This window comes from Streptomyces sp. NPDC005496 (genome assembly GCF_042872045.1).
Lineage (GTDB): Bacteria > Actinomycetota > Actinomycetes > Streptomycetales > Streptomycetaceae > Streptomyces.
On sequence record NZ_JBIAJQ010000005.1, the window covers coordinates 124292 to 136354 of the forward strand.

Annotated in this window: 10 protein-coding genes and 2 pseudogenes; 2 read left to right on the top strand and 10 right to left on the bottom strand. The window is 70.8% G+C overall.

What is annotated here, in order from left to right; all coding sequences use genetic code 11:
- Positions 1–194 precede the first annotated feature (194 nt).
- The 4 genes from ACFYQQ_RS16605 to bldG form a co-directional block, all read right to left on the bottom strand.
- Entirely contained in the window at positions 195–785 is a 591-nt protein-coding gene (locus ACFYQQ_RS16605) for a small secreted protein (protein WP_355786708.1), read from the bottom strand.
- A gap of 205 nt (positions 786–990) precedes the next feature.
- Positions 991–3399 (bottom strand): sodium-translocating pyrophosphatase, encoded by a 2409-nt coding sequence (locus ACFYQQ_RS16610; RefSeq protein WP_355786705.1) that lies wholly within the window; start codon positions 3397–3399, stop codon positions 991–993.
- A 315-nt stretch (positions 3400–3714) separates the two neighbouring features.
- Positions 3715–4158 (bottom strand): ATP-binding protein, encoded by a 444-nt coding sequence (locus tag ACFYQQ_RS16615; protein WP_355786702.1) that lies wholly within the window; start codon positions 4156–4158, stop codon positions 3715–3717.
- Between the two features lie 129 nt (positions 4159–4287).
- On the bottom strand, positions 4288–4629 hold the full coding sequence (gene bldG, locus ACFYQQ_RS16620) for an anti-sigma factor antagonist BldG (protein ID WP_010986038.1): 342 nt from the start codon (positions 4627–4629) through the stop codon (positions 4288–4290).
- Positions 4630–4710: 81 nt separating this feature from the next.
- Here bldG and ACFYQQ_RS16625 point away from each other — a divergent pair, with 81 nt between their 5' ends.
- On the top strand, positions 4711–7311 hold the full coding sequence (locus ACFYQQ_RS16625) for a DEAD/DEAH box helicase (RefSeq protein WP_356238014.1): 2601 nt from the start codon (positions 4711–4713) through the stop codon (positions 7309–7311).
- A 46-nt stretch (positions 7312–7357) separates the two neighbouring features.
- Here the strand turns inward: ACFYQQ_RS16625 and ACFYQQ_RS16630 are convergent.
- The 6 genes and pseudogenes from ACFYQQ_RS16630 to ACFYQQ_RS16655 form a co-directional block, all read right to left on the bottom strand.
- Positions 7358–7729 (bottom strand): annotated as a pseudogene (locus ACFYQQ_RS16630) (Rv3654c family TadE-like protein); the annotation flags it as partial.
- A 649-nt stretch (positions 7730–8378) separates the two neighbouring features.
- Positions 8379–8774, bottom strand: coding sequence for a TadE family type IV pilus minor pilin (locus tag ACFYQQ_RS16635; RefSeq protein WP_355794678.1), 396 nt, complete (start codon positions 8772–8774; stop codon positions 8379–8381).
- A 124-nt stretch (positions 8775–8898) separates the two neighbouring features.
- Positions 8899–9174 (bottom strand): DUF4244 domain-containing protein, encoded by a 276-nt coding sequence (locus ACFYQQ_RS16640; protein ID WP_388904807.1) that lies wholly within the window; start codon positions 9172–9174, stop codon positions 8899–8901.
- 50 nt (positions 9175–9224) lie between these two features.
- Positions 9225–10007 (bottom strand): type II secretion system F family protein, encoded by a 783-nt coding sequence (locus ACFYQQ_RS16645; protein ID WP_356163805.1) that lies wholly within the window; start codon positions 10005–10007, stop codon positions 9225–9227.
- Entirely contained in the window at positions 10004–10882 is an 879-nt protein-coding gene (locus tag ACFYQQ_RS16650; RefSeq protein WP_355779545.1) for a type II secretion system F family protein, read from the bottom strand. Before ACFYQQ_RS16650 ends, ACFYQQ_RS16645 begins: the two co-directional genes overlap by 4 nt.
- Before the next feature lie 34 nt (positions 10883–10916).
- Positions 10917–11228, bottom strand: a pseudogene (locus ACFYQQ_RS16655) (secretion protein); the annotation flags it as partial.
- Positions 11229–11281: 53 nt separating this feature from the next.
- On the opposite strand from ACFYQQ_RS16655, the gene ACFYQQ_RS16660 reads away from it, so the two are divergent.
- Entirely contained in the window at positions 11282–12004 is a 723-nt protein-coding gene (locus ACFYQQ_RS16660) for a TIGR02391 family protein (protein ID WP_355779547.1), read from the top strand.
- The last annotated feature ends 59 nt before the right edge of the window (positions 12005–12063 follow it).

The following is a 12063-nucleotide window of genomic DNA, read 5'->3' on the forward strand; positions in this document are numbered from 1 at the left end:
GCGACGGTGCGGTGGGCGGCAGCCCGCACCCCCAAAGGGCGACGACACAGCGGGCGCACGCCGGACACCCGGCCCCCTGTCAGGCGAGGGCGCCGTGGGTGGGCAGGCGCCGCACCCCGGCCCGGTCGATGTCAGGCGGGCCGGGGTCAGGCGGGCCGGGATCAGGCGTGTCAGGGTCAGGCGGGCCGGGAGGCTCAGCCCTTGGTGACCTCGGGCGAGCCGGAGGCGCTCTTGCAGCTCTCCTGCTGGGCCATGGCCTTGCCCACGTCACCCTCCTCGAGCTTCTTCAGAGCGTCGTTCCCGCTCTTGCTCAGCTTGTCGAGTTCGGTGGCGATGTCCTTGAGACCGTCGGCGAACTTCGCCTGGTCCTTGGTGTTCAGCCCGTCGACCTGCTTCTTGAGGTCGGCGTACGAAGCGGAGATCCCGTTGAGTTCCTTGACCGCGTCGGTCTGCTTCTTCTCGCCGTCGTCGACGTTCGGCGGACCGGCCTTGTCCACGGCGGTGCCGATCGCCTTGTAGGCGTCGGACATGTCCTGGAACGCCTTGGAGTCGGTCGACTGCACCGCCTTCGGCGTGCTGTTGTCCGAGGTCTCCTTCTGGATCGCGGCGTTGGCGGCCTCGATCTTCTGCGCCTGCGGTTTCACCGCGTCACAGACCTTCTTGGCCCAGGAGTCCAGCTCCTTGTTGCCGTCGTCGCTGCTGCATCCCGACAGCGCCATCACCAGTACCGCACCGCCGGACACCGCGGCCGCGAGCTTCTTGTTCACCGGATTGGTCCCTTCCATGGCTCTCGGCCCCGGAACATACACGCCAAGTGGGGGACAACCGCGTGACGAACGTCCGCTTGATCCGTTATTGCAGCCATTTGCACCAAGCGAGATAAGGCTCACGACGACAGCGTGAACGGACACGGGCGGGCGGACGGCACGTCAATGCGCGCCGCCCGCCCGCCCGTTGACCGACACCCGGCCCGGCGTGGGATTCCCGGATCTACGAAACCACCGCCGGATCAGGCGACTTGGCGGACCGCTCCGCCTGGTCGTCCTCGTCGCCCATGGCGATCCCGCGCCGCTTCGAGATGTAGACCGCGCCCACGATCACGAGGAACGACAACACCGCGATCAGTACCCGCATGCCGACGCTCTTGTCGTCGCCGTACGAGAACTTGACGACCGCGGGCGCGATCAGCAGCGCCACCAGGTTCATCACCTTCAGCAGCGGGTTGATCGCGGGTCCCGCGGTGTCCTTGAAGGGGTCGCCGACCGTGTCGCCGATCACGGTCGCGGCATGGGCCTCGCTGCCCTTGCCGCCGTGGTGACCGTCCTCGACGAGTTTCTTCGCGTTGTCCCAGGCGCCGCCCGAGTTGGCGAGGAAGACCGCCATCAGCGTGCCGGTACCGATCGCGCCCGCGAGGAACGAGCCGAGCGCCCCGACCCCGAGCGTGAACCCGATCGCGATCGGCGTCAGCACGGCGAGCAGCCCGGGCGTGGCGAGTTCGCGCAACGCGTCCTTGGTGCAGATGTCGACGACGCGTCCGTACTCGGGTTTCTCGCTGTAGTCCATGATCCCGGGGTGCTCGCGGAACTGCCGCCGCACCTCGTAGACCACGGCCCCCGCCGACCGGGACACCGCGTTGATCGCCAGCCCCGAGAAGAGGAAGACGACCGCGGCGCCGGCGATGAGCCCGACCAGGTTGTTGGGCTGCGAGATGTCCATCATCAGGTTGAGCGGCGCCCCGTTGCCGGAGACCTTCTCGCCCACCTCGTCCGCGGCCGTGGTGATCGCGTCCCGGTACGAGCCGAAGAGCGCCGAGGCCGCGAGGACGGCGGTGGCGATGGCGATGCCCTTGGTGATGGCCTTGGTGGTGTTGCCCACCGCGTCCAGGTCGGTGAGCACCTGGGCGCCGGCGCCCTCGACGTCGCCGGACATCTCGGCGATGCCCTGCGCGTTGTCGGAGACCGGGCCGAAGGTGTCCATCGCCACGATCACACCGACCGTGGTCAGCAGCCCCGTACCGGCGAGCGCCACCGCGAACAGCGCCAGCATGATCGACGTACCGCCGAGCAGGAACGCCCCGTACACGCCGAGGCCGATCAACAGGGCGGTGTAGACGGCCGATTCGAGACCGATGGAGATGCCGGCGAGGACGACGGTGGCCGCGCCGGTGAGTGAGCTCTTGCCGATGTCCCGCACGGGCCGGCGGGTCGTCTCCGTGAAGTAGCCGGTCAGTTGCTGGATCAGCGCGGCCAGCACGATGCCGATCGCGACGGCGATGAGCGCGAGGATCCGCGGATCGCCGCCCTTGCCCTGGATGGCCGAGTCGGTGACCCCGTCCAGATCGGCGTACGACGACGGGAGATAGGTGAAGACGGCCAGCGCCACCAGGGCCAGCGAGATCACCGCGGAGATGAAGAAGCCGCGGTTGATGGCGCTCATCCCGCTGCGGTCCGCCCGGCGCGGCGCCACCGCGAAGATGCCGATCATCGCCGTGACGACGCCGATCGCCGGGACGATCAGCGGGAACGCCAGCCCGGAGTCGCCGAACGCGGCCTTGCCGAGGATCAGCGCGGCGACGAGCGTCACCGCGTACGACTCGAACAGGTCCGCGGCCATACCGGCACAGTCGCCGACGTTGTCGCCCACGTTGTCGGCGATGGTCGCGGCATTGCGCGGATCGTCCTCCGGAATGCCCTGCTCGACCTTGCCGACCAGGTCGGCGCCGACGTCGGCGGCCTTGGTGAAGATGCCGCCGCCGACACGCATGAACATCGCGATCAGCGCGGCACCGAGGCCGAAGCCCTCCAGGACCTTCGGCGCGTCGGCCGCGTACACCAGCACCACGCAGGAGGCGCCCAGCAGACCGAGCCCCACCGTGAACATGCCGACGACGCCGCCCGTGCGGAAAGCGATCTTCATGGCTTTGTGCGAGACGGCGGTGAGATCCTTTTCGGGCTCACCCTCCGCCGGAGTCGCTTCCCGTGCGGCGGCGGCCACACGGACATTGCTGCGTACAGCGAGCCACATGCCGATATAACCGGTGGCCGCCGAGAACGCCGCGCCGATCAGGAAGAAGATCGATCGGCCCGCCCGCTGATTCCAGTCGTCCGCGGGCAGCAGCATGAGCAGGAAGAACACCACGGCGGCGAATACGCCGAGTGTCTTCATCTGCCGCCCCAGGTAGGCATTGGCGCCCTCCTGGATCGCCTTCGCGATCTCCTTCATGCTGTCGGTGCCCTCGCCCGCGGCGAGGACCTGGCGCACCAGGATTCCGGCGACCACGAGTGCCGCGAGCGCGACGACCCCGATCACCATCACGATGATGCGGTTGTCGTCCGTCAGTACCGCGGCTGCGAGGGTTGTGGGGTGGTCAAACTCATGAGGGGTAGAAAGCCCCGCCATTCGTCCTCCTTGACGCTTGGGCTGAGCTCAAGATGTGGACGGATTGTAGGTACCGGAACCTGATCAAAACAGTGTGCGGCAAACAGAATTGGCCTTCACAGGCCCTTCGGTAAATGATCGCCTGTGAACACGGAACCCGAAAGTGGTAATGGCCCAAAAGCGTTGACGCCCGAGTTCCCCGGCCCGGAACTGATCGTGAATGCATTCACGAAAAGGCACCCCACCGCACGGCGCACCAAAAAGGGCCCCGCTGAGCAGGGCCCTTGAGGTACTACGGATGGAACGTCTGTGTCCTACGGGGTTACGCCGAAGGCGTTACGGGATGAGCGCGGCGGGCGGCGTGGTCGGCCAGCTCATCCTGATCAGTCCGCCGTTCTCACCGGCGGTCACCTCGACGTCGTCGACCAGACCGCTGATGACCGCGAGGCCCATCTCGTCCTCCTCGGTCTCCACGTCCGGCTCGTCGGACGCGCCACGAGCGCCGGGCACCCGGTCGCCCGGAGCCGCACGCGGCGCCTCGTCACCGACCTCGATGGAGAACTGCTTCTCGTCCTCGATCAGTGACACCCGGACCGGCGCCGACGTACCGCTGCTCTGATGCAGTCCGACGGCACGGGTGCAGGCCTCGCCCACGGCGAGTCGGACCTCGTCGAGTACGGCCTCGTCCACTCCGGCCCTGCGCGCCACCGCTGCCGCCACCAGTCGGGCGGTCCTGACGTGCTCGGGCAGCGCGCTGAAGCGGAGTTCAACGGTGGCCATGCATCCCCCTAAGAACTACGGGCGTGCTGTCAGGGGGCCGGGCCGCCGAGACCCGTCCCCCCGCGTTGCTTCTGCCGTCCTGGGCGCGCGACTGCTGCCGTCCTGTGGCACGCGGGCCCCGGGACGGGGTCAGTCGGTGGCCGCCACCGCTTCCTCGACGGAGGTGTGGATGGGGAACACCTTGGTGAGGCCGGTGATACGGAAGATCTTCAGAATGCGCTCCTGGTTGCAGACCAGCCGCAGCGAGCCCTCATGGGCACGCACACGCTTCAGGCCGCCGACCAGCACGCCGAGCCCGGTGGAGTCGAGGAAGTCCACGCCCTCCATGTCGACGACAAGATGGAAATTGCCGTCGTTCACCAGCTCGACCAGCTGTTCGCGCAGCTTGGGCGCGGTATATACATCGATTTCGCCACCGACCTCGACGACCGTACGATCGCCGACGGTACGGGTCGACAGGGACAGGTCCACGGATCCTCCAGCACCTTGCTAATCGAGCGGTCATCCCAAGGGACACCTCGGCAGAGCCCCCGGGACGGTTCGCCAGCCGCGATGGCATTCAATCACTTACCGGCAGGCGTGCACGACGCCTTGGCTCCATTGTCCGTCACGCCAGTGACACACTCGGTCCCGATGGCCAAGAATCACCGATCCGATCACACCCGGACGGACACCGCTTCCAGCCCCTCGCCGGGCACGGTCCTGGACCGGCTCGCCTCGGGGCCGAGCCGGGCTTCGCGCATCACTCATACGGAGCACTTGCCCCCGCGTGCGGGTCGCCATGCCGTCTGGCCCGACCGGATCCGATCCGAGGTCATCGCAGCCGTGCAGGCCGCCGGCATCGAACACCCGTGGGCCCACCAGGCACGCGCCGCCGAGCACGCCCTGGACGGCGAGTCGGTGATCGTCGCCACAGGCACCGCCTCCGGCAAGTCCCTGGCGTACCTCGCGCCCGTCCTCACGGCCCTCCTGGACGGCGCCGAGGCCCCGAACGGCCGCGGTGCCACCGCCCTGTACCTGGCCCCCACCAAGGCCCTGGCGGCGGACCAGTGCCGATCCGTGAAGGAACTTTCACAACCGCTGGGAAACGCCGTGCGCGCCGCGGTCTACGACGGCGACACGCCGGTCGAGGAACGCGAATGGGTACGTCAGTACGCCAACTACGTCCTGACCAACCCCGACATGCTGCACCGCGGGATACTGCCCTCCCACCCCCGCTGGTCCTCCTTCCTGCGCTCCCTGCGCTATGTCGTCATCGACGAGTGCCACACCTACCGCGGCGTCTTCGGCTCGCACGTCGCCCAGGTACTGCGCCGCCTGCGCCGCCTCTGCGCCCGCTACGGCTCCTCCCCGGTCTTCCTGCTGGCCTCCGCCACCGCCGCCGAACCCTCCGTCGCCGCGGGCCGCCTCACCGGCCTCCCCGTGGTCGAGGTCGCCGACGACGCCTCCCCCCGCGGCGAGCTGGTGTTCGCGCTGTGGGAGCCCCCGCTGACCGAGCTGCACGGCGAGAAGGGCGCACCCGTACGGCGTACCGCCACCGCCGAGACCGCGGACCTCCTCACCGACCTGACCCTCCAGGGCGTGCGCTCCGTCGCCTTCGTGCGCTCCCGCCGCGGCGCCGAGCTGATCGCGGTCATCACCCAGGAGCGGCTCGCCGAGACAGACCGTTCCCTGGTCCGGCGTGTCGCGGCGTACCGGGGCGGCTACCTCCCCGAGGAACGCCGCGCCCTCGAACGCGCCCTCCACTCCGGCGAGCTCCTCGGCCTCGCCGCCACCACCGCCCTCGAACTCGGCGTCGACATCTCCGGCCTCGACGCCGTCGTCATCGCCGGCTACCCCGGCACCCGTGCCTCCCTGTGGCAGCAGGCGGGCCGCGCCGGACGCTCCGGGCAGGGCGCGCTGGCCATCCTGGTCGCCCGCGACGACCCGCTGGACACCTTCCTCGTCCACCACCCCGAGGCGCTCTTCGACCAGCCCGTCGAGTCCACGGTCCTCGACCCCGACAACCCCTACGTCCTCGCCCCCCACCTGTGCGCCGCCGCCGCCGAGATACCCCTCACCGACGAGGACCTGGAACTCTTCGGACCCGCGGCGACGGATCTGCTGCCGCAGCTGGAGGCCGCGAAGCTGTTGCGCCGCCGCACGAAGGCCTGGCACTGGACCCGCCGGGAACGCGCCGCGGACCTCACCGACATCCGCGGCGGCGGGGGCAGCCCCGTCCAGGTCGTCGAGTCCGGGACCGGCCGGCTCCTCGGCACCGTCGACGAGGGCGCCGCGCACACGGCCGTGCACGAGGGCGCCGTCCACCTCCACCAGGGCCGCACGTACCTCGTCCGGAAACTGGACCTCGAGGACTCCGTCGCCCTGGTCGAGGAAGCCGCTCCGCCGTACTCGACGGTCGCCCGCGACACGACCTCCATCTCCGTCCTGGAGACGGACGTCGAAGTCCCCTGGGGCGACGGCCGGCTCTGCTACGGCTCCGTCGAGGTCACCAACCAGGTCGTCTCCTTCCTGCGCCGCCGGCTCATCACCGGCGAAGTGCTCGGCGAGACCAAACTCGACCTCCCTCCCCGTACGCTGCGCACCCGCGCCGTCTGGTGGACGGTCACCGAGGACCAGCTGGACGCCGCCCGGGTGAACCCGGAGATCCTCGGTGGCGCCCTGCACGCCGCCGAGCACGCCTCGATCGGCATGCTGCCGCTGTTCGCCACCTGCGACCGCTGGGACATCGGCGGCGTCTCCGTGCCGCTGCACCCCGACACCCTCCTGCCGACGGTCTTCGTCTACGACGGCCACCCGGGCGGTGCGGGCTTCGCGGAGCGCGCCTTCCACACCGCCCGCGCCTGGCTGACCGCCACCCGCCAGGCCATCGCCTCCTGCGAGTGCGACGCCGGCTGCCCGTCCTGCATCCAGTCCCCCAAGTGCGGCAACGGCAACGATCCGCTGCACAAGCGGGGTGCCGTGCGGCTGCTCACGGTGCTGCTCCAGGGCGCCCCCGAGCCGGAGGCGTCCGACCGCCCGGCGCAGGGTCCGTCGGAACAGGCCCCGTCCGACCCGAGGGACCCGCAGGACCGGCCGGATCCCCTGGGTCCGCCTGCACCGGTGGGCCTGGGCGACCCCGAGGAACGGGGAGACCCGCAGGCCCCGCTCTAGACCGCACCTCGGTGGCGAACAGCCCCCGGCCGGTCGCCGCCGTGACGTCCGAGACCTCGCCCACGAGGTCGCACCGCACGAGGCGGGCGCCCTGCACCCGTGCCACCCGCTCCGCGCCAGCACAGGCCGGCGTGCCGCCCTTCGCCCAGTGGTCCGCCGCCGCGAGCGCCGCGAGGTCGGCCGCGGCGGCCGCCCGATGCCTGGTCACCGCGGCCTGCCCCACGCCCAGCACGACCCCGAACACAGCACAGAGCACGGCGACGGCCCCGACCACCCAGACGGACGCGGATCCCTGGTCGGACGCTCCGGCCGTCCGAACAGATGCCGCCTGATTGCGCCGAACGGGTGCCCTGCGGATGTCCGACGGCTCGCAGACCCGGGGGAGCTGGACGGGCGCCGGGCCACTGCGCGACGACATGAACGGGGAAGCCGTACTCGGCCGAACGGGTGGTCGGCGCCTGTCCAAGGGCACGGACCGCCCACGGAGCTGGACAGGCGCCGGCGCTCTGCCAGACGACAAGGGCAGGTAGGCCCGGCTAGGCCGAGTGGGTGACGTGACCGTACCGGGCCGGGTTCGCGCCAGGAATACGCCGGACAGGGCAGCGGGCGGACGGTCCAGGCCGCCGCCACTTTCGCGGTCACTGCTGGGGCTGGGGCTGGGGTTCAGGTCCGTGCCGGGACCGGGACTGGGGCTGAGGCCGGGGCTGGGGCTGGGGCCGGTGCCCGTGGTGGGGCCGGTGTCCGTGGTGAGGCCGGTGCCCGTGCCCGTGCCGGTGCTGCCGCCACTTCCAGGACCGCGGCCTCGGCCTCCGCCAGAGCCACTGCCGCTGCCGCTGCCGCTGCCGGACCGAACCAGCGCGAGCGACCCGCCGTTCCGCTCCCGGTTCAGGCGGCCGCCCGTCAAAACCGCCGACTGCCCCCTCTCAACCCCCGTCTCCGCCCCGCCGCGCCTCGTACTCCTCACCTCGTCACCCCCGTCACGTCTGACTCCCCTGTCATCCCCGTCACTCCGGACGCTCCCGTCATCCCAGGCGCCCCATCGCTCCCAGCCACCCCACCCGTTTCGGTCACCCAGCCGTCCGGGTCACCCCAGTCGCCGCAACCACCCCACTCGACCCGAACGCCCCCACCGTCTCCTCCGCCAACGCCACTGCCTCGTGGTGCAGTTCGAGGGTCAGGCCGTCCGGGCCCGGCGGGTGGGCCGCGACCGTCACGCGGACCAAGTCGCCCTCACGGCGCACCGTCACCCGCGCTCCCCCGGGTGCCGCCCGGCGTGCCACCGCCGCCACCGCTTCGGGCGGGTCCTGGCGAGCCGCTGCCCGGGCTCCCGCCCTCGCCGCGTCCACGCACTGGATCTGCGCGGACGCGGCCAGCAGCGCCCAGACGAGGGCCATCGCGAACAGCACCAGGGCGGGCAGCACCACCGCGGTCTCCGCCGTCACGAATCCCCGGTCCCGCGTCATTCGCGGGGCATGATCCGAGCCGTCCCGGAACTCCAACCGCCCCTGCCCGGCCGAACCCCGGCCCCACGCCCGCCGCGCCCCCGTTTGCCGGCGAACTCCCGATGGACGGCCCGCCCCGCCCGCCTCACATCCGGACATCGAGCGCTCGCCCCACGATGTCCTGCAACTCCCCGCTGACCTGCCCGCTGGTCAGCACCTTGTAGAGCACGGCGGCGAATCCCACCGCCGCGATGATGCCCATCGCGTACTCGGACGTGACCATCCCCGTGTCCCTCCGCGCCGCCCGCACCAGGTTCCCGTGCTTGGCACGCAGCCCGTCCACCAGGGCCGTCAGCCCCGCCCGTACCACCCGTACCGCCTTGTTCATCTCAACCCCCGTGAGGTCCGCACTCGTTGCCATTCGTCTTCGTCACCGTCGACGCCACCGCCGTCACGCCGTCCGCGCTCCTGTCATCCGCCCGCACCTCCCAACGCGCCTTCCGCCAGGCCGATCACCACCGGGAGCACTCCGACCGCGATGAACGCGGGCAGAAAACACAGCCCGACCGGGGCGGTCACCATGACCCCGGCCCGGCGCGCGCCGGCCTCGGCGGCGCGGCCCCACTCGGCGCGGGCCTCCGCGGCGATGCGGGCGACGGGCGTCGCCGCCGGTACCCCGGATTCGCCCGCGCGTTCCAGCAGCCGGGCCAGCCCGGCGGCTCCGGGCATCGACGCGAGCGCCCGCCAGGAGTCGGCCGGTTCACCGCCCAGGCGGACCTCGGCAGCGCCTCTCGCCAACCGCTCCCCCACCGGTCCGCGCAGGGCCTCTCCCACCGCACGAGCGGCCGCGACGGGGCTCGCGCCGGCCGCGATGCACGCCGCCAGCAGGTCGGCTGCGAGCGGGAGTTGCCGGGCGGCGAGAGCCGCGTCGTACTCGGGTGGCGAACCCGCCCCCTTTCTGAGCCACCGGCGCCACACCCCCAACCCGGCGGCGAGTCCGACCAGAAGGCCCGCGACACCCCCGATCAGCACCCAGCCGGCACCGACCGCTCCCGCCACCGGCAGCCACCGCCGCACCGCATGGCGCACGCGCACGTCCAGGTCGCGCCTCTGGGCCGCCACCCTCTCCAAGCACAGCACTGCTGCGAGTCTCCGTCGTGCCCTTCGTTTCCGTCCCGCCGCGCCGACCAGCCATCCGAGGACGGACACCACGCACAGGACAACCCCCAGCCTGTGGACAACCTCCGCGCTCATACCGCCTCAGCTCCCCGCACGATCCGCAGCGCCCACCACAGCCCCACGGCCTCCAGCACCGCACCGACGAGCAGGCAGCCGAGGCCCGGCCCTGTGTGCAGGATCACGTGCAGCGGGTCGGCGCCGAGAGCCGTGCCCAGGAGCAGCCCGAGCACGGGCAGCCCGGCGAGCATCACCGCCGTGGAACGGGCCCCGGCCAACTGGGATCTCAGGTCGGCGCGTTGGTCCCGCTCAGCTCGCAGGGCTCCTTCGAGGCGGTCGAGGCCCGTCGCGAGCCCTGCGCCCCGGTCCACGGCCACCCGCCAGCACGCCGCCAGCCCCGACAGTCCTTCGGCCCCTGGTTCCCCGGCCGCGACGACGAGGGCGCCCGGCACATCCCCGCCGAACCGCGCCGCAGACAGCACCAGCCCCTGCGCCTCGCCGAGCCCGTCCGAGTCGGCCGCGGCACGCAGCAGCGCCTCCCCCGGCTGCCGTCCGGCCCGCACCTCTCCGGCGAGCGCCCCGCACAGGGCGATGACCGCGTCGCCCCGCCGCTCGCCCTCCCGACGTCTCTCCCGAGCCCGCCGCGCACGCCGCAACAGCGGCACACCGGCGGCACCGGCCAGCAAGGGCAGTACCGACGCTCCCAACACCGCGACCAGCAACCCGGCGGCCAATGACCACCATTCCGGCGTCAGCCGTCCCCACAGCCGCCGCGCTTCGACGAACGCCCGCTCCCACGCCGGCGGCCCGACCTCCAAGGCCCCGTCCTCCGCGCACAGCACCCGGGCCCGCTTCACCTCCGCATTCCGCTCGGCCAGCAGCCAGGCCGCCACTCCCGCACAGGCCATGGCCCCACTCATCGCCACCTCGCCCGAACCGACGGTCGCCGTCATCCCGTGCCTCCGCCCACGTCCCGCCGCTCCCCCGTCACCACGCCTGACTCCCCTCGGTCCCGGACCGGAGCAGCCCCCGCAGCCGCTCCCATCCCCGCTCGTACGCGAACGCCTCCGCGCTCCACCGCAGCGCGGGCACCGTCACCACCCAGCCCGCCGAATCCCGCTCCAGGACGTGCACCTCGGCGATCCGGCGTCTTCCGGCCCGGTCGCGCACGAGATGCAGCACCACCGCGAGAGCAGCCGCCAACTGGCTGTGCAGCGCCGCCCGGTCGAGTCCGGCAGCCGTGCCCAACGCCTCCAGCCGGGCCGGCACCTGGGCCGCGGCGTTCGCGTGCACCGTGCCTTCTCTGAACTAACCGTTAGGCCAAGCCTGCGAGCGGTCGATACCTTGTACCGATGAACGCTCGACGAGCCATCGAGGTCCTGACAGGGCTCAAGGAAGAAGCAGACCGGCGGGGAGTAGAACTTCGACCGTCCGGTGAATTCGCTTCCTGGAAAGGGCGAGTGAGGTCCACCCTCATTCGAGCACTCGGGAAAGATCATCACCTGCTGACCGACTTTGAGAATGTCCGGTACTCGCTGATGGCATTCACTAATGGAACTCCCGACTCATCCTTTGAGCGGGCCTTTCTGGGGGGTCTACGGAAGGCCAGTGGCATCATCGAGGCCGCTATCTTCGAGTTGCAGGAAGGCGGAACCAGCGACGACGTAGTGGATGAGACGGCGTTTGACCCGGATTTGTGGTCGCATGTTCAGGGACATGTTCAAAATGAGGACTGGCAGACTGTCGCCAGCCAGACCGCCATCTATGTCGAAGACTGCGTTCGGAGATGGTGTGGAAATCCCCGGGGCAACAACGGTCAGGCATTGGTCGGCAAAGGTCTTTTTGCCGCCGTATTCGCTACTGATGCCCAGTATCGACTCGGCAAGGAGCCCGGGGAGTGGGAAGGTTGGCGAGGGCTGGGAATGGGTTTTGCCCAGGCGCTGAGCAATGTGGACCGTCACAACATCCAAAAGCGCGACGACGCAAAGCGATACGCGTTCGGAGTTCTTGGGCTGGGGAGTCTAATCTTGTCCCAGCTCCGCCATCAGCATGGCGAAAGGTTGCACGACCAGTAGATGATGGGCGGGCCGATGGCCCGCATCATTTACTGGTGCCAGGTGCGGATCCATGGTTA

Bases quoted from the DNA above. Each gene is read 5' to 3' on its own strand.
- ACFYQQ_RS16605 (WP_355786708.1), bottom strand. From the start codon at position 785: ATGGAAGGGACCAATCCGGTGAACAAGAAGCTCGCGGCCGCGGTGTCC.
- ACFYQQ_RS16610 (WP_355786705.1), bottom strand. From the start codon at position 3,399: ATGGCGGGGCTTTCTACCCCTCATGAGTTTGACCACCCCACAACCCTC.
- ACFYQQ_RS16615 (WP_355786702.1), bottom strand. From the start codon at position 4,158: ATGGCCACCGTTGAACTCCGCTTCAGCGCGCTGCCCGAGCACGTCAGG.
- ACFYQQ_RS16625 (WP_356238014.1), top strand. From the start codon at position 4,711: ATGGCATTCAATCACTTACCGGCAGGCGTGCACGACGCCTTGGCTCCA.
- ACFYQQ_RS16635 (WP_355794678.1), bottom strand. From the start codon at position 8,774: ATGACGCGGGACCGGGGATTCGTGACGGCGGAGACCGCGGTGGTGCTG.
- ACFYQQ_RS16640 (WP_388904807.1), bottom strand. From the start codon at position 9,174: ATGGCAACGAGTGCGGACCTCACGGGGGTTGAGATGAACAAGGCGGTA.
- ACFYQQ_RS16645 (WP_356163805.1), bottom strand. From the start codon at position 10,007: ATGAGCGCGGAGGTTGTCCACAGGCTGGGGGTTGTCCTGTGCGTGGTG.
- ACFYQQ_RS16650 (WP_355779545.1), bottom strand. From the start codon at position 10,882: ATGACGGCGACCGTCGGTTCGGGCGAGGTGGCGATGAGTGGGGCCATG.
- ACFYQQ_RS16660 (WP_355779547.1), top strand. From the start codon at position 11,282: ATGAACGCTCGACGAGCCATCGAGGTCCTGACAGGGCTCAAGGAAGAA.